19 protein-coding genes and 1 pseudogene are annotated in these 21,210 nt (G+C 61.9%); 13 read left to right on the top strand and 7 right to left on the bottom strand.

Translation table 11 applies throughout. The annotated features are described in order from the left end of the window. Window positions 1-100: 100 nt before the first annotated feature. Window positions 101-709: a hypothetical protein gene (locus tag BFQ01_RS10335; protein ID WP_256097721.1), complete on the top strand. Its 609-nt coding sequence runs from the start codon at window positions 101-103 to the stop codon at window positions 707-709. Window positions 710-864: 155 nt separating this feature from the next. Further along, complete coding sequence (locus tag BFQ01_RS10330; RefSeq protein ID WP_370671252.1) at window positions 865-1,368, top strand: DUF6630 family protein; 504 nt, start codon at window positions 865-867, stop codon at window positions 1,366-1,368. A gap of 85 nt (window positions 1,369-1,453) precedes the next feature. Here BFQ01_RS10330 and BFQ01_RS10325 read toward each other — a convergent pair whose 3' ends face one another. Genes BFQ01_RS10325 through BFQ01_RS10310 form a run of 4 tightly spaced genes read right to left on the bottom strand, consistent with a single transcriptional unit; the run spans window position 1,454 to window position 4,710 of the window. Then, window positions 1,454-1,651 carry a hypothetical protein gene (locus BFQ01_RS10325; RefSeq protein WP_065925197.1) on the bottom strand — a complete coding sequence of 66 codons (198 nt, stop codon included), beginning with the start codon at window positions 1,649-1,651 and terminating at the stop codon, window positions 1,454-1,456. Beyond that, window positions 1,648-3,603: an FUSC family protein gene (locus BFQ01_RS10320; RefSeq protein ID WP_065925196.1), complete on the bottom strand. Its 1,956-nt coding sequence runs from the start codon at window positions 3,601-3,603 to the stop codon at window positions 1,648-1,650. The genes BFQ01_RS10325 and BFQ01_RS10320 overlap by 4 nt, the downstream gene beginning before the upstream one ends. Continuing rightward, complete coding sequence (locus BFQ01_RS10315) at window positions 3,603-4,511, bottom strand: efflux RND transporter periplasmic adaptor subunit (protein WP_065925195.1); 909 nt, start codon at window positions 4,509-4,511, stop codon at window positions 3,603-3,605. Before BFQ01_RS10315 ends, BFQ01_RS10320 begins: the two co-directional genes overlap by 1 nt. Window positions 4,512-4,521: 10 nt before the next feature. Further along, entirely contained in the window at window positions 4,522-4,710 is a 189-nt protein-coding gene (locus tag BFQ01_RS10310) for a DUF1656 domain-containing protein (protein ID WP_065925194.1), read from the bottom strand. A gap of 116 nt (window positions 4,711-4,826) precedes the next feature. Between BFQ01_RS10310 and BFQ01_RS10305 the strand changes: the two genes are divergently transcribed. The 7 genes and pseudogenes from BFQ01_RS10305 to dapA all read left to right on the top strand — a co-directional run bounded on the left by BFQ01_RS10305 (window position 4,827) and on the right by dapA (window position 9,893). Further along, window positions 4,827-5,621 (top strand): AraC family transcriptional regulator, encoded by a 795-nt coding sequence (locus tag BFQ01_RS10305; protein ID WP_027608440.1) that lies wholly within the window; start codon window positions 4,827-4,829, stop codon window positions 5,619-5,621. A 100-nt stretch (window positions 5,622-5,721) separates the two neighbouring features. Then, a pseudogene (locus BFQ01_RS33315) lies at window positions 5,722-6,495 on the top strand (PAS domain-containing protein); the annotation flags it as partial. 102 nt (window positions 6,496-6,597) lie between these two features. Beyond that, window positions 6,598-7,035: a methyl-accepting chemotaxis protein gene (locus tag BFQ01_RS33310; RefSeq protein WP_370671255.1), complete on the top strand. Its 438-nt coding sequence runs from the start codon at window positions 6,598-6,600 to the stop codon at window positions 7,033-7,035. A gap of 135 nt (window positions 7,036-7,170) precedes the next feature. Continuing rightward, window positions 7,171-7,791: a LysE family translocator gene (locus tag BFQ01_RS10295; protein ID WP_065925192.1), complete on the top strand. Its 621-nt coding sequence runs from the start codon at window positions 7,171-7,173 to the stop codon at window positions 7,789-7,791. Window positions 7,792-7,801: 10 nt separating this feature from the next. Continuing rightward, window positions 7,802-8,194: an ester cyclase gene (locus BFQ01_RS10290; RefSeq protein WP_065925191.1), complete on the top strand. Its 393-nt coding sequence runs from the start codon at window positions 7,802-7,804 to the stop codon at window positions 8,192-8,194. Window positions 8,195-8,227: 33 nt separating this feature from the next. After that, complete coding sequence (locus tag BFQ01_RS10285; protein WP_065925190.1) at window positions 8,228-8,707, top strand: VOC family protein; 480 nt, start codon at window positions 8,228-8,230, stop codon at window positions 8,705-8,707. A gap of 322 nt (window positions 8,708-9,029) precedes the next feature. After that, a complete protein-coding gene (gene dapA, locus BFQ01_RS10280) occupies window positions 9,030-9,893 on the top strand; it encodes a 4-hydroxy-tetrahydrodipicolinate synthase (RefSeq protein WP_065925189.1) in 864 nt (287 codons plus the stop codon). Window positions 9,894-10,547: 654 nt separating this feature from the next. Here the strand turns inward: dapA and BFQ01_RS10275 are convergent. Both BFQ01_RS10275 and atzF read right to left on the bottom strand, forming a co-directional pair. Then, complete coding sequence (locus BFQ01_RS10275) at window positions 10,548-11,240, bottom strand: GntR family transcriptional regulator (RefSeq protein WP_065925188.1); 693 nt, start codon at window positions 11,238-11,240, stop codon at window positions 10,548-10,550. Window positions 11,241-11,242: 2 nt separating this feature from the next. Then, window positions 11,243-13,039, bottom strand: coding sequence for an allophanate hydrolase (atzF, locus tag BFQ01_RS10270; protein WP_065925187.1), 1,797 nt, complete (start codon window positions 13,037-13,039; stop codon window positions 11,243-11,245). Between the two features lie 246 nt (window positions 13,040-13,285). Here atzF and BFQ01_RS10265 point away from each other — a divergent pair, with 246 nt between their 5' ends. Continuing rightward, complete coding sequence (locus BFQ01_RS10265) at window positions 13,286-14,662, top strand: pyridoxal-phosphate dependent enzyme (protein ID WP_027608450.1); 1,377 nt, start codon at window positions 13,286-13,288, stop codon at window positions 14,660-14,662. Next, window positions 14,659-15,825: a cystathionine gamma-synthase gene (locus BFQ01_RS10260; RefSeq protein WP_065925186.1), complete on the top strand. Its 1,167-nt coding sequence runs from the start codon at window positions 14,659-14,661 to the stop codon at window positions 15,823-15,825. The genes BFQ01_RS10265 and BFQ01_RS10260 overlap by 4 nt, the downstream gene beginning before the upstream one ends. Window positions 15,826-15,888: 63 nt before the next feature. On the opposite strand, the gene BFQ01_RS10255 is transcribed toward BFQ01_RS10260, so the two are convergent. Next, window positions 15,889-18,087: an OsmC domain/YcaO domain-containing protein gene (locus BFQ01_RS10255; protein WP_065925185.1), complete on the bottom strand. Its 2,199-nt coding sequence runs from the start codon at window positions 18,085-18,087 to the stop codon at window positions 15,889-15,891. A 266-nt stretch (window positions 18,088-18,353) separates the two neighbouring features. Here BFQ01_RS10255 and BFQ01_RS10250 point away from each other — a divergent pair, with 266 nt between their 5' ends. Together BFQ01_RS10250 and BFQ01_RS10245 are read left to right on the top strand one after the other, a co-directional pair. Beyond that, window positions 18,354-19,508: a GGDEF domain-containing protein gene (locus BFQ01_RS10250; protein ID WP_065925184.1), complete on the top strand. Its 1,155-nt coding sequence runs from the start codon at window positions 18,354-18,356 to the stop codon at window positions 19,506-19,508. 190 nt (window positions 19,509-19,698) lie between these two features. Beyond that, the gene (locus BFQ01_RS10245) at window positions 19,699-21,180 is read left to right on the top strand and encodes a methyl-accepting chemotaxis protein (RefSeq protein ID WP_370671254.1); all 1,482 of its coding nucleotides are present in this window, start codon (window positions 19,699-19,701) and stop codon (window positions 21,178-21,180) included. The last annotated feature ends 30 nt before the right edge of the window (window positions 21,181-21,210 follow it).

The raw sequence follows: 21,210 nt of genomic DNA, 5'->3' as shown, positions 1-21,210 counted from the left end.
AAGTGGGCGAACATATCCCCGCCATAGTATGGTTGCGGCCCCCAACCCTCACAGGATATGAAGGTTACCCATGCGTTTACTGTTTCCCCTGGCCGTCAGCTTGACGCTGATCGGCTGCGCCACCACCAAGACCGACGTTCGCAACGAAGCACAAATCAGTCGATATGACCCGGCCAATACGGCGCGTGTCCGCCTGATCACCGGTGACACCACCCACGCAGGCTTTATCAGTGGCCAGACCTGCGAGATGTTCTACAACGAGTCCCTGCTGACCAAAACCCCTGAAGAAGCCGGATGGCAAACAGCCCATGTCGACTCGGCGGGACTCTACCCTTTCCGGGCGACAGACCGCCAGAACAGCGTGATTGGCATGCCTGCCAGCAAGGCGAGCAAAGCCATCAATCAATCGCCCAAGGTGTTTGACGAACATGTCATCCCGGCCGGTAAACCGTTTATTGCAGGGTTCGCCATGGGGGGATCGCAACTCTCCTGCTTTCCCGCGCCTGTCACGCTCATCCCCGAGCCCGGTAAAGACTATGAAATGGAACTTCAAATGATGAAAATCAGCACGTTCAAGGCCGGCTGCGTGATTGCCGTTCGCCAACTCTCCACCCAGGCCGACACCACCGTAGAAACGCCGCTGAAACCCCAGGTGTGTGCCAAAACGCCGTCGGGCTGGTACACCGTGACCCCAGCGTCCTTGCCTTGATCGTCCCGGGACAGTTGTTGAACGGCAGTTGTGCTTGACTCAATGGTTTTCCTCACACTCATACAGGGACAGACATGGGCATTTTGGATCGGTTGTTTGGTGGGCGCTTTACCATGCCTCCTCCCTAGGAAACCAACCTCAGCGCTTCAGCGATCATGAAAGAGCTACGGCCCGAGCGCAGCGACCCCACCCAGAAAAAAGCCCTCGAAGCCTTTGCCCAGGCGCTGGTGGCGACCACTGCGGAAAAAGAAGGCGCCAGACTTGTCCGCCGCGTTATGCGCAGATACGCGATGGGAGATGACCCCTGCAGTGCCCTCACCGAAGGTTTCCTGAATGACGCCAAGGGGCAAAAACTTGAACACCTTGTACTCCTCAGCGTGGATTGGAAGGGCTATGACGTGTTTGAGTATCAAGCGCCCTTTCTGGTCAGCGCCAGTGGCTTGAAGGCGCCCTACGCCTATGTACGGGAAGACGCTACCTCCATGCCACAGGTTCTCGATAACTTTGATCAGTGGCTCGCCCGGTTCGGTAAACGGTTTCTTCACCTGGACTCCGGAGGTGAAAATTACGACGGTTTCATTGTTGACGCGGATCGACTGGAAGACGTTATCGAGCTGGCTGGACGAGCGGGAATCCACGTGCGTCTTGAGAGCTTCTGACTCTGCGGCGGGGTGAGGGGCTTCTGCAAAACCTGTTCAATCAAGCCCTCGCCCGAGGAATGTCCCTGCCCCGGCCGCTATCCGATCAGGTTTTCCCTTTCCCGGTCATTGCGGCCTTGGACCTGGAGCCCTGATCCCCCCTCGGGCGTTCAGCCCGCTGTTTTTGCTCCTGCTTGAATTGCTGCTGCCAGCGCACCAGCGCCTCAGCCCCGTCCGATGCCTGCACGGCCCATGGCGTCGACGCGATCATGCCGAAAAGCGTCCAGATAAGGAGTTGCTTCATTTCATCTCACCTTGGTTGTTTGAACTGGAATGGATGCGGATATCCGCGTTGGTAATGCTTGAATAGGTGTCGAGCAGCCCGGCTAACTCCTGGTAGCCAGCCGCCAGAGCGTGAGCCCCCAGCCGGGTCAATGATCTCGACGTCCGACGTGCCTGAGCCGCGCTGATCGCGGGAGTGGAGGCATACCGTGAAATACGCTGTTCGCCCCTTTGCGCGCACGTGGCGATCGCCGAGTCAGGTTCCAGCTCCCGTGTCTGGCGTTGTAAAGTCAGCAGCCGGCGACTCAATTGAAGGGACACAGAGCCGGCGCCGCCCGCCGGTTGGTGACCAGCGCCCAAGAGTGCCTGCAAGGCGACCAATCGGTGCTGTTGCCGGGCCTGCCACTTGAGCAGGTCCATGCGGCGCCCGTGCCGGAGTAAGCGCCGGGTGTCCCTGTGCAGCGCCTGGGTGAGGACGTGTACATGGCGGGCGGATTTCCCCGGCAGTAGCTGGAAGGCCAGCAGGCAGATGGCAAGCGCTGCCAGCCAGGCGAGCGCTTGATTGGCGAAGTCCGTGAAGTCGTACTGGGCCGTGCCGCCGGTGCCGACGAGGGTGTTGAACGCGATCAGGTAGGCAATGCCCTGCAAGGCGTGGCGCGGCCGGGTGGTGGCATGAATGCCGACGGTCCAGAAGGCGATCAGCACGATGCTGAGCAACGCGAACCCGCTGATGTGCGGCAACACCAGGAACTTGCACGCCGCTGCCGTTACGATGCCGTAGAGCGTCCCCTCGAAGAAGCGGCCGATGCCTTGAGCGGGCGCCGGGCTGGTGGCCAGCAAGGTGCAACACGGGCCCAACACTGCCAGCAAGGTTGGCCCCTGGTCCCAGGCGGTCAGGTACCAGACCGCAGCGGTTGCAAGCGTGGCCACCAGGGCGCGTAGACCGTTGCGCAGCGCGTCGCCGTAATGGCGGTGGAACCCCACGGCGCGGGCCGGCGTCCGGGGCGCGCGTTCAAGGCAGGCAAAGCTCAGCAAGGCGCTGGACAGGTCTGCCAATTGTTCACTCAAGCACTGCTGGCTTTGACAGTTTTCATGCGCCTGGGCGAGGCAGTGCTGCATCTCCCGGACATGCTCGGCTGCCGCGGAAAAACCCGGCTTTGCTTCGGCCAGCTGTTGCAGCTGCGCGCCCATCCTAACGAGGGAAGGCAAGCCACCACGGTTGAGCGGTGACTCGTCCAGGATCACCCCATGCACATACGCAAGCCCTGCCTGCAGGGTCGCAAGCCTGGAACGGATCAGGCGGGACTCACCTCGGCCGATCCCGAGAAGCTCGTCCACCTTACCCACATCGATGGCGAGCTGGCCCTGCACACTAGCCAGTTGCGCGCCCTGCTCCCCCTCCATTCGCAAGGCCAGCAATCCCAAGGTACGGGCGGCGATGTCCTCAAGCGCCTTGTTCAGTTTGGACTCGACGGTCTTGCGGCTGAACAGCGTCGCCACCAGACTCAGGCTCAACACCCCGAGGACCACGGCCGTGCCCCGCGCCACTATATGCTCGAAACCTTGCTGCGGGGCGACAATGGCCGGGCCCAGGGCAAGGCAAACCGTATAGCCTGCGACCACTGCCGCCGTGGCCTGGTAGTGCCGAAGCACGGTCATGGCACCGACACAAAGGCCGAGCCACACCCCGATCCCGAGGATGAACAGCAGCATTTTTTGCGCGAACAGGCCGGTCAGGACCAGGGCGGCGAGCAACCCCACCAGGGTTCCCAGTACGCGATTGAAGCCCTTGCCGACCACCGCGCCCTGCAGCGGATGGATCAGCAGCAACACGGTCGAAGCCGCCGAGAACGGCGCCTCCAGGTGCAATTGGAAGCCCAGCCACAGGGCCAATGTGGCCGCCGCAAGACTGCGCAGCACATACCCCGAGGTCTCGGGCGGCCATGCCCCGAGCATTCGCAGTGCGCCGACCATCACATGAAATCCTGCAGCCACTGGGTAAGCCGCCAATGGGGGGCGGCCCCCGCCTCGGCGACCTCGATACTCGCAGTCATCCCCGCCGCCAGCTCCACGCCCGGTGGCACCTTGTCCAGCTCAATCCGAACCGGCACACGCTGGGCCAGGCGTATCCAGCTGAACGTAGGAGCCACCTGGGGCAAGCCACTGTTACTGCGCAGCTCGTTGCCGTCGGCAATGCCTCTGCCGAGACTCGCCACATGCCCTTCAAGCAGCGGCGCAAAGCCCATGAGCTTGATGGACGCTGCGGCCCCCACGCGAACACCGGGCAGCTTGGTCTCCTCGAAGTAACCGGTGACCCAGAAGCTATGGCTGTCGACCACATAGATATTGGTATCGCCCGCCGCCGCGTAGTCACCCGGCTGCAGCCGCAGCTGGGTCACATACCCGTCGACCGGTGAACGAACCGTCGTGCGCTGCAGATCCAGCTGCGCGTGGGCCAACTGGCTCTGGGCCGCGTCCACCCGCGCCCTGGCCACCGCCAGGTCCCGGGCCGCATTGTCGGTCTCCTCCCGCGCAATGGCATCGCCGAGTTGCTGGCGACGGCTGAGCTGTGAGCGGCGCTGTTCGAACACGCTGCGCGCCTCGGCAAGCTCGGCCGTTCGCTGTTGCCGGGCCAGCAGATAGGCGCTGCGGTCGATCTGATACAACAACGCGCCCTTGGCGACCCACTGGTTGTCCTCGACCAGCAGTTGTTCAACCTGGCCGGACACTTCGGGGGCAATGCGGATGACTTGCGCGCTGACCCGCCCGTCCCGTGTCCAGGGGGCCAGCTCATAGGCGCGCCACAACTGCGTACACAACAGCAGCGCGGTCAAGCCGAGCATCAGGGTGACGAGGGTCTTGAGCAGGTGTTTGATCGTCATCGCCCGCGCCTCAAAACTTCAGCACGAGGATCGAGAGAACGATCAACGACATGCAGAAACGCGCCATGCTCGGGTGCCAGGCCCAGTCCAGCCAGGGCCGCACGATCCGCTCCAGCAGTGCGTAAACCACGGCGGTAACGCCCAGGTAGAGCAAGAAAGGCGGCAGGTAGAGGTGGGCAATCGTGATTTCGCTCAGCATCGTTGAATCTCGCAGTCGGCAATGGCCTTGCTGACGATGGTAGGGACTGCAAGGCCGTGCCGATATTGAGTATGCTGCCAAGATATAATCAAATTCAGACAATCGAGGTGCGCGACGTGGACGAGACACATCTCTACGGGGTGGATCAATTCGAACTGGACAGTTTCGACCAACCCGCAGTGGCGTTGATGCTGGGAAGCCAGCGAAACGACACCGAATTCCCCGTCCATACGCACCGCAAAGGCCAACTGGTGGTGGCGTATCACGGCGGCATCGTGTGCACCGTAGAGGATGGCGTGTGGATGGTGCCATCGGGGTTCGGCGTATGGATTCCGGGCGGTATTGCCCACAGCAACAGGGTGACCGCCAACGGCAAGATCGGCTATCTGTTCGTAGAGCCCGGTGCCGCAGCATTACCGCACACATGCTGCACGCTGGTGCTGTCACCGCTGGTCCTGGAATTGATCCTGCACTTGAGCGCCCAAGCCCAGGACTATCCGCCGGCGTCTGCCAATGCACGCGTGGCGAGCGTGCTCCTCGAACAGTTGGAACTGGCCCCCTCGGAACAGCTGTACCTGCCGCTTCCGGCCACAACGCAGCTGCGTTTCATCGCACGGGGGTTGGCCCAGGACCCGTCAAATCGCTGCACCATGGCCCAATGGGCACGCCAGGTCGCCATGAGCGAGCGCTCCCTGGCGCGCTTGGTTAAAAGCGAAACTGGGCTAACCTTTGGCCAATGGCGCAAGCAATGGCAAATCATCGTGGCCTTGCAGAGCCTGGCCGAGGGCGAATCCGTGCAACGCACCGCCGAAGCCCTCGGGTACGAGTCGGTCAGTTCGTTCATCAGCATGTTTCGCAAGACACTGGGCTCGCCGCCAGCGCGGTACATGCGGCGGACCGCAACACGTTAGCGGGGATCCGGCTGGCTGATGAAGCTTTACCCGTCGAACGGCCTAAATTTGCAGAATGACGTGCCGATAGGCTGGATATAACCCAAGGAGGCGGTTTCCCATGTTCAATACAAAAGCCAAGAACCAGCTTCACGCCCAGGCAGCCGAGCTGTTGGAACTGCGCCAACTGCGCGATGGCCTGAACCGTGAAATGCTGACGTTGAGCATCGACTCGACATTCAAGATCACCGCATGCAACGACAACTTTGCCAAGTCGTTGGGCTGCACCCCGGAGCAACTTCGAGGCCGTGCCATGGCCGAGATCGTCCCGCAGTACGTCTCCAAGCTGCCCTGCTTTCATAATTTCCGAGCGGCGGTCGCCGCAGGCAAGTCCATTACCGACGATTACCGCTACCTGCATGCCGACGGCTCATTGATATGGCTGCATGCACATTGGCAGCCGATCACGGATGCGAGCGGCCAGCTGAGTCATGTCACCTGCTATGCAACGAACATTACCGCCCGGGTAGAAAAAGCATCGGAAAACACTTCTTTCATCCAGGCATTGCTGCGCTCGACGGCGGTGATCGAGTTCGACCTCTCCGGGCATGTCATCACCGCCAATGAACAGTTCCTGCACGCCATGGGCTACAGCCTGGAACAAGCCAAAGGCAGCCACCACCGGATTTTCTGCAAGCCGGAGGAAACCTCGTCGCAGCACTACAAGGATTTCTGGGCAACCCTGAACAGGGGCGAGTTTGTAGCCGGCCGATTTGAACGCGTTGACAGCCGCGGCCAGACCGTGTGGCTGGAAGCAACCTACAACCCGGTGTATGACACTGAAGGCGCACTGTGCAAGGTGGTCAAGTTCGCCACGGTGGTCTCCGACCAGGTTGCCCGGGAACAGGAAGTCAGTGGCGCGGCGCAAACCGCATTTGAAATTTCCCGGCAGACCGATGTCAGTGCCGAGCGTGGAGCCGTCGTGGTCAACGACACGATGCATACCATGCATAAAATCGCCGCTGATATGCAGGCGGCTGCCGGTGGAGTCGAAGCCCTCGGAAAACAGTCACTGCTGATCAGTTCGATCATTCAGACCATCAGCAGCATTGCCCAGCAAACCAACCTGCTGGCATTGAATGCCGCGATTGAAGCCGCCCGTGCAGGCGAGCAAGGTCGCGGCTTTGCGGTGGTGGCTGATGAAGTGCGACAACTGGCCGGGCGCACCAGCACGGCGACGGAAGAAATCGCCTCGGTGGTGCTGCAGAACCAGAAACTGGTGGATGAGACCGTCGCCGAAATGGCCAACAGCAAATCCCAGGCAGAGCAAGGTCTTGAACTCGCCACGCAGGCAGGCCAGGTCATTGTGGAAATTCAGGATGGCGCCAAGCGGGTGGTCGACGCGGTGGGCAGGTTTGCGAATCAGGTGGCTTAGCCGGAGCAGTCACAGGGCCGCCTGTGCATGAGGCGGCGACTGCACGCCGGACATGGGAATCAAGCCGCACATTGTCCAACCATCTCCACTCCCCTTATCCTCGACGCTCCCCGTCCGTCCAAAACCGGAGCCGCCATGGACCTCGCCACCCTCGCCCTGTTCCTCCCCGCCTGCTTCGCCCTGAACATGGCGCCCGGCCCCAATAACTTGTTGTCCGTGAGCAACTCCACCCGCTATGGCTACCGCACCTCCTGCATCGCCGGTATCGGCCGCCTGCTGGCCTTTGCCGGCATGATCGCCCTCGCCTCTGCGGGGTTGGCGGTGGTGCTGCAGACGTCGGAGTTGTTGTTCTACGCGATCAAGATTGTGGGCGCGGCGTATCTGTTTTATCTGGCATTTCAGCTGTGGCGGGCTGATCCGCAGGCTGAGGCGCAATCGGCAGGCGCGAAGGTGGGTTTGTGGGCACTGGCGCGACAGGAGTTCCTGGTGGCGGCGGGCAACCCCAAGGCGATCCTGATCTTCACCGCGTTCCTCCCGCAATTCGTGGTCCCCGGCCAACCCATCACCCCGCAATTCGCCGTGCTGGGCGCGCTGTTCCTGGTGTTGGAATGGATCGCCATCAGCCTCTACGCCTATATGGGCCTGCACATGCGCCGCTGGTTTGCCGAGCCGCGTGGCAAGCGGATATTCAACCGCTGCTGTGCGGGGTTGTTGTCAGCGGCGGCGACGGTGTTGTTGACCGCACGCAGGGCTTGAGGAAAAAAACATGACCCGCAACCAACTTGCCGACCTTTACCTCGGCTACATCGACTGCCTGAACCGGCAGGATTGGAACCGCCTGGGCGACTTCGTCCATCCTGACGTGGCCTATAACGCCAAGGTGGTCGGCCTGGAGGGCTACCGCGCCATGCTGGAGCGCGACCTCCGCGAGATCCCCGACCTGGTGTTCCACATCCAGTTGCTGATCGCCGACCCGCCCACCGTCGCCTGCCGGCTGAACTTCAATGTCACGCCCCGGGGCGAGTTTTTCGGGCTGGCGATCAATGGTCGCCAGGTGGCGTTCTCGGAGAACGTTTTCTACACGTTCGTCGACGGCAAAATCGCCCAGGTCTGGTCGGTGATCGACAAGGCGGCGATCGAACGGCAGTTGGCCGTCTAAACTCCATGGACCCATTGTCCGTGGAGACCGATCATGAAACGCAAGAACACCCTCTGCCTCTGGTACAACGACACCGCCGAGGAGGCTGCGCGCTTCTACGCCAGCACCTTCCCCGACAGTACGCTCGACGCCGTGCACCTGGCCCCCGGTGACTACCCGTCCGGCAAACAGGGCGATGTGCTCACGGTGGAATTCACCGTGATGGGCATCCCGTGCATTGGCCTCAATGGCGGCCCGATATTCCCCCACAGCGAAGCGTTTTCCTTCCAGGTCGCCACCGATGACCAGGCCGAAACCGATCGCTACTGGAACGCCATTATCGACAACGGCGGCCAGGCCAGCGCCTGCGGTTGGTGCAAGGATAAATGGGGATTGTCGTGGCAGATCACGCCTCGGGTGTTGACCGATGCGGTGGCCAACCCTGACTCGACAATAGCCAAACGTGCTTTCGACGCGATGATGACCATGACCAAAATCGACATTGCGGCGATTGAAGCAGCGATAAAAGGCTGATCCACCTGCACCGGCGCATTCAAGCTACGGAGGAAGTTGACACACCTCGTAATATTCCATGAAGATAGCCCCAGTCTTCATGGGTGTGTCAGCTTATGTCCGCAACCTCAGTGGTTAACCTTTCCGTCATTGGCTTGATTGCCAAGGCGCAAGGTTGCGTTGCGCACGCCCTCAAATCGAAGAAACAGTCGCTCATGTGACCGGGGCGCGCTGTCCCGTCAGATGAGCTGACAGGACATTGAGCGCGGACTCCCTCCCCCTTGCACAATTCCCCATGCCCTTCTGACGGTGACTCAAGCGGTCAATCATCAGGAGAAAGTGCATGTCATCGTTTCAAGGTATCTGGGTTCCCGTGGTCACGCCGTTCCAGGATGGCGCCATCGACTTTGTCGGCCTGCACCGCCTGGTCAGCCACCTGCTGGGCAAGCACGTGGCCGGGATCATGGTGTGCACCACCACGGGCGAAGCTGCATCGCTCAGCCGCCAGGAACAACTGACCGTGCTGGATGCGGTATTGCAACAGGTGCCCGCCCACCGCGTGGTGATGGGCCTGGCGGGCAACAACCAGATTGAGCTGCTGCAATTCCAGGCCGAGATCCTCAAGCGCCCGCTGGCGGGTTTGCTGGTGCCGGCGCCGAGTTACATCCGCCCTTCCCAGGCCGGCCTAGAAGCGTTCTTTCGCACGGTGGCCGATGCGTCCAGCGTGCCGATCATTCTCTACGACATTCCCTACCGTACCGGCGTGACCTTCGAGCAGGCGACCTTGCTGAACATCGTCGCGCACCCGCAGATCGTGGCGATCAAGGACTGCGGCGGCAACCTGGGCAATACCCTGGCGGTGTTGGCCAGCGGTGAGGCCGATGTGTTGTGTGGCGAGGACCTGCAGATCTTCAATGCGCTGTGCCTGGGTGCCAGCGGTGCGATTGCCGCGTCGGCCCATGTGTGCACCGAACAGTTTGTGGCGCTGTGGCAACAGGTACGGGACAACCAGTTGGCTGAGGCGCGGGCGACGTTCCTTGGCTTGGTGCCGTTGATCAACACACTGTTCATGGAGCCCAACCCGGCGCCGGTGAAAGCCGCACTGGCGCTGGAGGGCTTGATCGACAGTGAGTTGCGGGCGCCGATGCAGCGGGCAACCGAGGCGGTCATCGCAAAGCTGCAAAGGCTTTCACGCCAGGCCCAGTAACCTGTGGTGAGCGGGCTTGCCCCGCGTTGGGCTGCGAAGCAGACCCAAAACCAGGCGCTGCGGTTTACCTGACAGAACACAGGGAGGCTGATTGGGGCTGCTGCGCAGCCCAGCGCGGGGCAAGCCCGCTCACCACAGCAAGCCCGCTCACCACAATAAGCGTGCGCAAGCTCACCCAATAACGCATTCGAGAGTGCACCTCCACACCCCACGTGATCTGAGGACTACTCGTAACCTGTGGTGAGCGGGCTTGCCCCGCGTTGGGCTGCGAAGCAGACCCAAAACCAGGCGCTGCGGTTTACCTGACAGAACACAGGGAGGCTGATTGGGGCTGCTGCGCAGCCCAGCGCGGGGCAAGCCCGCTCACCACAGCAAGCCCGCTCACCACAATAAGCTTGCGCAGGCTCAACCAATAACGCATTCGAGATTGCACCTCCACGCCCCACGTGATCTGAGGACTACTCCTAACCTGTGGCGAGCGGGCTTGCCCCGCGTTGGGCTGCGAAGCAGACCCAAAACCAGGCGCTGCGGTTTACCCGACAGAACACAGGGAGCCTGATTGGGGCTGCTGCGCAGCCCAGCGCGGGGCAAGCCCGCTCACCACAGCAAGCCCGCTCACCACAATAAGCCCGCTCACCACAGAAGCTCAGGGCATCAGGAAATCTGCCCCCCCACCTGCCGGGCCGTATGCAACCGGTGCAACGTGATCTCGCGCACCGCCTGCTTGCTCAGTTCGATATGCCGCTGCAGCAGGTGCTGCGCCTGGTCAGCCTGGCGTTGCACGATGGCCGAGAGCAGTTGCCCATGCTCTTCGTACGTCGCCGCAATGCGGGGCGCCTGGGTAAAGTCGAGCCGCCGGATGATGCGGATTTGCTCGGTGATGGCGTAGTGCATGCGCGCCATTTCACGGTTGCCGGTGGCTTCCACCAACGCGCAATGAAAACGCTCATCCAGCGCCGATACGGCCTGGGCGTCCTCCAGGCGCTCGCCCTCCTGCACCTGCCAGGTCGCCTGCAACGCTTGCAGCATCGGGTTCGGTTCGTCCATCGCACATAACCGGCCGACAGCCGCCAGTTCCAATACGATGCGCACGTCGTAGAGCTCTTCGAAGTAGGCGAAATCGAACGGTTTCACCTGCCAGCCGCTGCGAAAATACACCTCGAGATACCCTTCCCGTTCCAAGCGATACAGCGCCTGACGCACCGGCGTGCGGCTGGCGTGCATGCGTTCGGCCACCTCGCCTTCGCTGAAACGATCGCCCGGCAGCAGTCGGAAGTCGAAAATATCCGCCTTGAGCTGCGCGTAGATCTGCTCGGCCAGGCTGTCGGGGCGTGTCTTGGCCCCCATGCTTAACCGCGACTCGCAATAAAGGCGCGCCAGCCACCGAACTCGGTGATGTCGAGGGCGTCGGCCAGGGCCCAGGGCTCGCAGATGAAGCCTTTGACGCTGCGCCCATCGGCCAGCAGCAGGTTGCCGATCCCCAGCGGCGCGGGGATCTCGGCGACGAACTCGCCAAAGCGTGCGAGGGGCATGTCCCATAGCTCGACGATGATCGCCCGACCGCTGTCCGCCTTGGCCAGCCCGGGCTTGGGCGGCACCGTGCCCGGCAGCGCGTACAGGCGGTAGGTGTCGGCCGTCAGGGTTTGCTCCACCAGCACCGCGTTGCGCGTCGTCAGCTGGACATTCAGCGGCATGCCGGTGAGGTGTGCGCCCACCACTGCCACGCGCACGCAGCCGGGGGCTTGGGCGGGTGCGGACGGTGCCGGCAGATAGCGCTGGGTGGCACCTAAAGGCAGCTCCAGGCTGGATTGCCAGCGCTTGCCCAGGTGCGCCAGCGCCGTGTCATGCCAGGCCGGTGCGAGCAAGGTAATGCCGCTGGGCAAGCCATCGGCGCGGATACCGGCCGGCAGCGCCAGGGCCGAGAGGTCGGCCAGGTTGGTGAAGTTGGTGTAGTAGCCGAACTGCGAGTTGTAGCGCACCGGCTCCTCCGCCATCTCGGCCATGGTGCGCAGGGTTGGCGAAGTCGGCACCAGCAAGGCATCGAAACCGGCCAGGCTGTCATTGATGCGGCGGCTCAGTTCGGCCCGCAGGTATTCGGCTTTGTAGGCGTCGCAGGCGCTGTACTGGCGGCCATTTTCGACAATGCCGCGCACCACCGGGTTGATTGCCTCGGGCTGGTTTTCGAGCATGCTTTCCAGGGCCACGGTGCGTTCGGCAACCCAAGGGCCGAAGTACAGCTGGTCCGCCAGTTCCTTGAACGCAGTGAAATCCACCGGGGTGATCACCGCGCCCAGCGCCTTGAAGTGTTCGACCGCGTGTTCGAACACGGCCTGGTTCTGGGTATCGCCGAAAAACTCCAGGGCCGCCGGGATGGCCAGCTTGATCGAAGCGCCCACCGCCACTGGCGCCGTGTTGGGGTTGGCGCGGGAATAGGCGTCGCTGGCGTCGTATCCCGCCGCAACGTGCGCCACGGTCTCGGCATCTTCCACGGTCAACGCAAACACCGAGACGCAATCCACCGTGCGGCAAGCCGGCACCAGGCCGGTATTGGACAAACGCCCCTTGGTCGGCTTCAAGCCGACGATATTGTTGAACCCCGCCGGTACACGCCCGGAGCCCGCCGTGTCGGTGCCCAGGGAAAACGCCACCAGCCCACGGGCGACCACCGACGCAGAACCGGAGCTGGAGCCGCCGCTGACGTAATCGCCATTGAAACTGTTGCCCACCGCGCCATACGGCGAGCGGGTGCCCACCAGGCCGGTGGCGAACTGATCGAGGTTGGTCTTGCCCATCAGGATTGCGCCGGCGGCGCGCAGCTTCTGCACGACCGAGGCATCCCGGGTCGCGCGGTAGGCAAATTCGGGGCAGGCGGCAGTGGTGTACCAGCCGGCCGCATCGATGTTGTCCTTGATCGCAAACGGCACGCCATACAACGGCAGCTGGGTCATATCGCCGCCCAGGGCTGCCAGCCGTTCGCTCAACTGTGCCAACTGCTCGGCCAATGACGACGGCTGGGCGCGGGCGATCCAGGCGCTGTCCTCGGCGGGGTATTGCGCGGCCAGGGTGAGCAAAATGTCCGGCGTGATCGTGCCGTTGCGGTAAGCGGCCTGCCATTCACCGAGGGTCCAGCCAACAACGTTGTGCATGGGAAACTCCATCTTGTATCCAAGTTTGGATTTATCTAAAGCAAAGCCCACGCCAGGTCACTCTGCCAATGAATACAAGGGTATCGCCGCAAAACATGCGCGTAGATGGCGCACCCGGGCATCGCCCATGCGCCAAAAAAAGTCATTCAATCGACCCCTCGGTTGCGACCGACCCAATACCGACCTACTGTTCCAGACCATGCTCTGCGATTTGCTGTCCCCCACCCTAAGCCCCCAGGTGACGACATGCCCACACTACCCCGCCCTGCCGTACTCGAGCTGATCGGCAACACGCCGCTGGTTCGGGTCAGCCGTTTCGATACCGGCCCCTGCACGCTGTTCCTCAAGCTTGAATCCCAGAACCCCGGCGGTTCCATAAAGGACCGCATCGGCCTGGCCATGATCGACGCCGCCGAACGCGACGGCCGCCTGCGCCCCGGCGGCACAATCATTGAAGCCACCGCCGGCAACACCGGCCTGGGCCTGGCGCTGGTGGGCCGGGCGAAAGGTTATCGGGTGGTGCTGGTGGTGCCCGACAAGATGTCCACGGAAAAAGTGCTGCACCTCAAGGCCATGGGCGCCGAGGTGCATATCACCCGCTCCGATGTGGGCAAGGGCCATCCCGAGTATTACCAGGACATGGCCGCGCGGCTGGCCAAGGAGATTGACGGCTGTTTCTTCGCCGACCAATTCAACAACCCGGCCAACCCCCTGGCCCACGAGACCAGCACCGCGCCGGAGATCTGGGCCCAGACCCAACACGATGTAGACGCGATTGTGGTGGGCGTCGGCTCGGCCGGCACCCTCACCGGCCTGACGCGCTTCTTCAAACGGGTGCAGCCCGAGCTGGAAATGGTCCTCGCCGACCCGGTGGGTTCGGTGATGGCCGAATACAGCCGCAGCGGCAAGCTGGAAACACCCGGCTCGTGGGCGGTGGAAGGCATCGGCGAGGACTTCATCCCGTCGATTGCCGACCTGTCCAGCGTACGCCACGCCTACTCCATCAGCGATGAAGACAGCTTCGACCACGCCCGCCAGCTGCTCAAGGCCGAGGGCATTCTCGGCGGTTCATCCACCGGCACCCTGTTCGCGGCCGCGCTGCGGTATTGCCGCGAACAAACGGTGCCCAAGCGCGTGGTCACCTTTGTCTGCGACACCGGCACCCGCTATTTGTCGAAGGTCTACAACGACCAATGGATGACCGATGCAGGCTTGCTGCACTACAAGCACTACGGCGACCTGCGCGACTTGATCGCGCGGCGCTTCGAAGATGGTCGCGTGATCAGCGTGAGCCCCGACGACACCCTGCTCACCGCCTTCCAGCGCATGCGCCTGGCGGACGTGTCGCAACTGCCGGTGCTGGTGGACGGCCGCGAACTGGTGGGGGTGATCGATGAGTCCGACATCCTGCTGGGCCTGCACCATGACGCGGCGGACTTCTCCATGATGGTCGCCAGCGCCATGAGCGACAAAGTCCACACCCTGGCCCCCGGCGCCAGCCTGGCCGAATTGCAGGCTGAACTGGACCGCGGCCTGGTCGCCATCATTGCCGACGCGGCGGGCTTTCACGGCCTGATCACCCGCGTCGACCTGCTCAACCACCTGCGGAGATCCCTTGCATGAGCCAGCCCGATAAAAGCGCGTTTGCCACCCGTGTGATCCACGCCGGGCAGTCACCTGACCCGACCACGGGCGCGCTGATGCCGCCGATCTACGCCAACTCCACCTACCTGCAAGACAGCCCCGGCGTACACAAGGGCTTCGACTACGGCCGCTCCCACAACCCCACGCGGTTTGCCCTGGAGCGCTGCGTGGCCGACCTCGAAGGCGGCAGCCAGGCGTTTGCCTTCGCGTCCGGGCTGGCAGCAATCTCCACGGTGCTGGAGTTGCTGGATGCCGGCGCCCATATCGTGTCCGGCAACGACCTCTACGGCGGCACCTTCCGCCTGTTCGACAAGGTGCGCCAGCGCAGTGCCGGGCACCGTTTCAGCTTTGTCGACCTGAGTGATGTGGCGGCGTTCGAAGCGTCCTTGCAGGACGACACGCGCATGGTTTGGGTCGAAACCCCGAGCAACCCGCTGCTGAGCCTCACCGACCTCGGCGCCATCGCCCGTATCTGCCGCAGCCGCGGCATTCTCTGCGTGGCCGACAACACCTTCGCCAGCCCGTGGATCCAGCGTCCGCTGGAGTTGGGTTTCGACATCGTGGTGCACTCCAGCACCAAGTACCTCAATGGTCACTCCGATGTGATCGGTGGCATCGCCATCGTCGGCGACAACCCCGAGTTGGCCGAGCGCGTGGGTTTTTTGCAAAACTCGGTTGGTGCCATCGCCGGCCCGTTCGATGCCTTCCTCACCCTGCGCGGCGTGAAAACCCTGGCCCTGCGCATGGAGCGCCATTGCAGCAACGCCCTCGACCTGGCCACCTGGCTGGAACAGCAACCGCAAGTATCCCGGGTCTATTACCCAGGCCTGGCGTCCCACCCGCAGCACGAACTGGCACACAGGCAGATGCGCGGGTTTGGCGGGATGATTTCAGTCGACTTGAACAGCGACCTGGCCGGCGCCACGCGCTTCCTGGAAACCGTCAAGCTCTTCGCCCTGGCCGAGAGCCTGGGGGGCGTGGAAAGCCTGATCGAACACCCGGCGATCATGACCCACGCCAGCATCCCGGCGGCGACCCGCGCGCAGTTGGGGATTGGCGACGGGCTGGTACGGTTGTCGGTGGGGGTTGAGGACGTGGAGGATCTACGGGCGGACCTGGCGCAAGCCTTGGCCCGTATATAAATCCCCCAGGCAACAGGGATCAACTGTGGGAGGGGGCTTGCCCCCTCCCACATTGGGTACGCGTCACCCCTGGACGATGTTGGCACGCGCCGAATGCAGCTTCTTGTAGCTCTCGATCAAGCGCAAATGCCGGTCCAGCCCTTCCAGCTTCATGCTGGTCGGTGTCAGCCCATGGAAACGCACACTGCCGTTGACCGAGCCGATCACCGCATCCATCCGCTCATTGCCGAACATGCGGCGGAAGTTGGCTTCGTAGTCCGCCAGTTCCAGGTCGTCGTCCAGCTCCATCTCCAGCACCGCATTCATCGCCTGGTAGAACAGGCCACGCTCAGCGGTGTTGTCGTTGTACTGCAGGAACATCTCCACGCACTCCTTGGCCTCCTCGTACTGCTGCAAGGCGAGGAAGATCAGCAGCTTCAATTCGAGGATGGTCAGTTGGCCCCAGGCCGTGTTGTCGTCAAACTCGATGCCGATCAGGGTGGTGATGTCGGTGTAGTCGTCCAGCTCGCTTTCGATCAGGCGCTCGACCAACCCCTGCAATTCCGCTTCGTCCAGGCGGTGCAGATTGAGGATGTCCTCGCGGAAAAACAGCGCCTTGTTGGTGTTGTCCCAGATCAGGTCGTCCACCGGGTAGATTTCCGAGTAGTCCGGCACCAGGATGCGGCAGGCGGTTGCGCCGAGGTGTTCGTACACCGCCATATAGGCTTCCTTGCCCATGCCTTCGAGGATGCCGAACAAGGTCGCGGCCTCTTGGGCGTTGGAGTCTTCACCTTCGCCTGAGAAGTCCCACTCGACAAATTCGTAGTCCGATTGGGCGCTGAAGAAGCGCCACGACACCACACCGCTGGAGTCGATAAAGTGCTCGACGAAGTTGTTCGGCTCGGTCACCGCCTGGCCTTCGAAGGTCGGCTGCGGCAGGTCGTTCAAGCCTTCGAAGCTGCGGCCTTGCAGCAGTTCGGTGAGGCTGCGTTCCAGCGCCACTTCCAGGCTCGGGTGGGCACCGAACGAGGCGAACACGCCGCCGGTGCGCGGGTTCATCAAGGTCACGCACATCACCGGGAATTCGCCGCCCAGGGACGCGTCCTTGACCAGCACCGGGAAGCCCTGGGCTTCCAGGCCTGCAATACCCGCCAGGATGCTCGGGTACTTCGCGAGCACGTCAGCCGGCACGTCCGGCAGGGCAAATTCGCCCTCGATGATTTCGCGCTTCACTGCCCGCTCGAAAATCTCCGACAGGCACTGCACCTGGGCCTCGGCCAGGGTGTTGCCCGCGCTCATGCCGTTGCTGAGGTAGAGGTTCTCGATCAGGTTGGACGGGAAATACACCACCTCGCCATCCGACTGGCGCACGAACGGCAGCGAAACGATGCCGCGCGCTTCATTGCCGGAGTTGGTGTCGAACAGGTGCGAACCGCGCAGCTCGCCGTCGCGGTTGTAGACCTTCAGGCAGTAGGCGTCGAGGATTTCCCCGGGCAGCTCGTCATTCGGGCCCGGCTGGAACCAGCGTTCGTCCGGGTAATGCACGAACGGCGCATTGGCCAGTTCCTCACCCCAGAATTGGTCGTTGTAGAAGAAGTTGCAGTTGAGCCGCTCGATGAACTCGCCCAACGCCGACGCCAGGGCGCCCTCCTTGGTCGCGCCCTTGCCGTTGGTAAAGCACATCGGTGAATGGGCGTCGCGGATATGCAGCGACCACACGTTCGGCACGATATTGCGCCATGAGGCGATCTCGATCTTCATGCCCAGGCCGGCAAGGATCCCGGACATGTTGGCGATGGTCTGCTCCAGCGGCAGGTCCTTGCCAGCAATATAAGTGCCCGCCTCGCTGCCCGCGCTCGGCATCAACAGGGCCTGGGCATCGGCGTCGAGGTTGTCCACTTCTTCGATCACGAACTCCGGCCCGGCCTGCACCACTTTCTTCACGGTGCAACGGTCGATGGAGCGCAGGATGCCCTGGCGGTCCTTATCGGAAATATCGGCCGGCAACTCCACCTGGATCTTGAAGATCTGGTTATAGCGGTTTTCCGGATCGACAATATTGTTCTGCGACAGGCGAATATTGTCCGTGGGGATGTTGCGCGTGCTGCAGTACAACTTGACGAAGTACGCCGCACACAACGCCGACGAAGCCAGGAAGTAATCGAACGGCCCCGGTGCCGAGCCATCGCCTTTATAGCGAATAGGCTGGTCGGCAATCACCGTGAAGTCATCGAACTTGGCTTCAAGCCGGAGGTTGTCGAGAAAGTTGACCTTGATTTCCATGGGGGCACACCAGAATAACGGGCTAAACAAAAATGGCCGCCATTATGAGGTTTTTCATCGGGAAGTTTCAGGCTTTTCAATCATGCGGGGTGATGGATAGCGGTTCTACCGGCGCGATTCCCCGACGGATGTGCTGAATAACAAGTGAATATTTCATGAATCAATGCCCCGCAAATTTTATCTCATAGCATTTGAAAAGCCGCTGGAACGGTGCCAGCATAGCCATATGCCACTATTTGATTTCAGGGCTTCAGGTGAGGGTCAATATGGAATATCAACTCCCTGCGACAAAGGCGATGAGATGGCTGACGAATGCAGACGCACCGTATGACACGCGCATACGCAGCGAACTTATAGCCGGGCCTTTTTCTTCCAAGGGGGTGCTCTGGGTCGGTTGGTTTAACAGCCTGGTGATATGCACAGTCGCGGTTACACTGCACCCGAGCCAATTCTTCATTGCCTGGCTCATCATTGATTCGATGATCTGGCTCTCACGGTTAGCACTGCTGTATTGGATCAATAAATACGGCGGCCAAAAATATCCTTATGTCATTGATCTATCGTTATTACTGGGCCTGGTCTGGGCGGCGGAGCTGGGCCTGGGTACCGCTGGTTGCCTGATCAGCGGCGATGCGATTCTTCAAGTTCTCGGGTGCACCTCAATGGTGAGCGTGAATGCCGCGATCGCCATGCGTAATCAAGGTGTACCGCGCTATGCATTTACTCAAATATTGCTGACGGATGTGCCCATGAAGCTCGCCACCTTGTTTCAGCCGGAACCGCTGCTGAGGATATTCCTGCTCCAGGCCCCGCTGTACTTGACGGGCATGTGGCTACTGCTCAACACGTTGAACGATAACCTGGTGCGCGCGTTACTGGCCGAGGCCAAGAACGAAATCCGCGCGACCCATGACCCCCTCACCGGCCTGTACAACCGTATGGGGATACTCGAACTGATTGAAAACACCCTGGCCCGCAGCCGGCATGCCGATAAACACTTTGCGGTGCTCTATATAGATCTGGATGGTTTCAAGAGCATCAACGATAACCACGGACATGCCGAAGGTGACAAGGCGTTAGCCGAATTTGGTGCAACACTTAAATCGATTGTCAGGCTAAATCAGGATTGCGCCGGCCGCTTGGGTGGAGACGAATTTATTCTGCTGATGAATAATTCCGGCATGACCTCTGCCACCCTGGCAGCGCAACGAATTATAGAAACATTGCGACAGGCCTCTGAGCGTTGCGCTCTTCCCTATGCCTTGCAAGCCAGCATCGGCATTGCCCTCTTTGAAGGCGCCGACAGTACGTCACATACCTGCGCACAAACAGTGATTGCCCATGCGGATGGTGCGTTATATGAAGCCAAGCGCGCAGGCAAAAACTGTTTTCGTATCGCACCAGGACAATTCGCCACTTAGGCCCTCCTGAACGCCATTCGTCACGTCCCGGTTTATATCAAACAATCGCCATCAACTTATTCCGTGTGATGCCGATGAACTTATGGCAATTCAGGGAGTAGTCGGAATGCGCAACAACCAGCCCGTAACACAGCGCGAGATTTCACTCGCGCCTTCGCAAAAACTCATCTCCGCCACCGATGTTCAAGGGATGATCACTTACTGCAACGACGCCTTCGTCGATATCAGCGGTTTTGAACGCGCCGACCTGATCGGCGCGCCCCAGAACATCGTGCGGCACCCCGACGTGCCACCCGCCGTTTTCGCCCACATGTGGAGCGCGCTCAAGCAAGGCCTGCCGTGGATGGGCATCGTCAAGAACCGCTCGAAAAACGGCGACCACTATTGGGTCAATGCCTACGTCACGCCGATCTTCGACGGCAGCCGGGTCGTTGGCTTCGAGTCGGTGCGGGTCAAGCCTACGGCCGATGAAATCCGCCGCGCCCAGGCCCTCTACCGGCGTCTGAGCCAAGGCAAGCCGGGCGTGCCGCGCCAGGATGCCTGGCTGCCGGCGGCAGTGAGTTGCGTGCCGTACATGGCCACCGGTGTGGCTGGCAGCGTCGCCGGGCTGTTCCTCAGTGCACCGGTGGCCGTCGCAGTGGCCGTGGCGGTCGCGCTGCCGGTGGGCCTGCTGTGCTCGCGCTGGCGCCAGGGCAGTACCCTGCGTCTATTGGAGGGGGTCGAACCCTCGACGTCGGATGCCTTGATCGCGCAGATGTACAGTGACGCACGCGGCCCACAGTCGCGTTTAGAAACCGCGTTTCTCAGCCAGACCGCGCGCCTGAAAACCTGCCTCACCCGCCTGCAGGACAGCGCCGAACAACTGAGTACCCTGGCGGGGCAATCCGATCAGTTGGCTGCCGCCAGCGCCAAAGGCCTGAACCGCCAGCGCGTGGAAACCGAACAGGTCTCGGCGGCCGTCAACCAGATGGCCGCGACCACCCAGGAAGTCGCCAGCCATGTACAACGCACCGCCGACGCCACCCAACAGGCCAACGTGCTGACCGGGCGCGGCCGCGAAGTGGCGCGCGATACCCGTGAAGCCATCGAGCGTCTGTCCACCATGGTCGGCGAGACCGGGGTGACCGTGGCGCAACTGGCCAGGGACAGCGACGAAATCGGCAGCGTGGTGGATGTGATCAAGGGCATCGCCGACCAAACCAACCTGCTCGCCCTCAACGCCGCAATCGAAGCAGCGCGAGCCGGCGAACAAGGCCGAGGCTTTGCAGTGGTAGCCGACGAAGTGCGCCAACTGGCCCAGCGCACTTCACAATCGACCACCCAGATCCATGGGCTGATCACCAAGCTCCAGGCATCCTCCAGCAACGCGGTGCAAAGCATGGAAAACGGCCAGCGCCAGGCCCAGGAAGGCGTGGCCTGGGTGCTGGAAGCGGACCAGGCCCTGGTGGGGATCAGCGAAGCGGTGTCGCATATCACCGACATGACCACCCAGATCGCCGCCGCCACCGAAGAACAAAGTGCCGTCGCCGAGGAGATCAGCCGCAACATCACCACCATCGCCGAACTGGCCGACCAGACCTCGATACAAGCCCATCAATCCACGGACCTGAGCAAGGAACTGACCAATACCGCGGCCACCCAATACGCGCTGGTTGAGCGCTTCAACCGCTAGAGGCAGACAAGCTTCTCTAGTAAGCCCGCT

It is taken from the genome of Pseudomonas sp. 8 R 14 (assembly GCF_900005955.1).
Classification (GTDB): domain Bacteria; phylum Pseudomonadota; class Gammaproteobacteria; order Pseudomonadales; family Pseudomonadaceae; genus Aquipseudomonas; species Aquipseudomonas marginalis.
This window is presented reverse-complemented; position numbering and strand designations above follow the sequence as displayed.

What these genes read in the sequence shown, in the direction of transcription:
- BFQ01_RS10285 (WP_065925190.1), top strand. Translation starts at nt 8,228, where the DNA reads ATGAAACGCAAGAACACCCTCTGCCTCTGGTACAACGACACCGCCGAG.
- BFQ01_RS10330 (WP_370671252.1), top strand. Translation starts at nt 865, where the DNA reads ATGAAAGAGCTACGGCCCGAGCGCAGCGACCCCACCCAGAAAAAAGCC.
- BFQ01_RS10250 (WP_065925184.1), top strand. Translation starts at nt 18,354, where the DNA reads ATGGAATATCAACTCCCTGCGACAAAGGCGATGAGATGGCTGACGAAT.
- atzF (WP_065925187.1), bottom strand. Translation starts at nt 13,039, where the DNA reads ATGCACAACGTTGTTGGCTGGACCCTCGGTGAATGGCAGGCCGCTTAC.
- dapA (WP_065925189.1), top strand. Translation starts at nt 9,030, where the DNA reads ATGTCATCGTTTCAAGGTATCTGGGTTCCCGTGGTCACGCCGTTCCAG.
- BFQ01_RS33310 (WP_370671255.1), top strand. Translation starts at nt 6,598, where the DNA reads ATGCATACCATGCATAAAATCGCCGCTGATATGCAGGCGGCTGCCGGT.
- BFQ01_RS10260 (WP_065925186.1), top strand. Translation starts at nt 14,659, where the DNA reads ATGAGCCAGCCCGATAAAAGCGCGTTTGCCACCCGTGTGATCCACGCC.
- BFQ01_RS10310 (WP_065925194.1), bottom strand. Translation starts at nt 4,710, where the DNA reads ATGCTGAGCGAAATCACGATTGCCCACCTCTACCTGCCGCCTTTCTTG.
- BFQ01_RS10315 (WP_065925195.1), bottom strand. Translation starts at nt 4,511, where the DNA reads ATGACGATCAAACACCTGCTCAAGACCCTCGTCACCCTGATGCTCGGC.
- BFQ01_RS10255 (WP_065925185.1), bottom strand. Translation starts at nt 18,087, where the DNA reads ATGGAAATCAAGGTCAACTTTCTCGACAACCTCCGGCTTGAAGCCAAG.
- BFQ01_RS10290 (WP_065925191.1), top strand. Translation starts at nt 7,802, where the DNA reads ATGACCCGCAACCAACTTGCCGACCTTTACCTCGGCTACATCGACTGC.
- BFQ01_RS10275 (WP_065925188.1), bottom strand. Translation starts at nt 11,240, where the DNA reads ATGGGGGCCAAGACACGCCCCGACAGCCTGGCCGAGCAGATCTACGCG.
- BFQ01_RS10295 (WP_065925192.1), top strand. Translation starts at nt 7,171, where the DNA reads ATGGACCTCGCCACCCTCGCCCTGTTCCTCCCCGCCTGCTTCGCCCTG.
- BFQ01_RS10320 (WP_065925196.1), bottom strand. Translation starts at nt 3,603, where the DNA reads ATGGTCGGCGCACTGCGAATGCTCGGGGCATGGCCGCCCGAGACCTCG.
- BFQ01_RS10265 (WP_027608450.1), top strand. Translation starts at nt 13,286, where the DNA reads ATGCCCACACTACCCCGCCCTGCCGTACTCGAGCTGATCGGCAACACG.
- BFQ01_RS10325 (WP_065925197.1), bottom strand. Translation starts at nt 1,651, where the DNA reads ATGAAGCAACTCCTTATCTGGACGCTTTTCGGCATGATCGCGTCGACG.
- BFQ01_RS10245 (WP_370671254.1), top strand. Translation starts at nt 19,699, where the DNA reads ATGATCACTTACTGCAACGACGCCTTCGTCGATATCAGCGGTTTTGAA.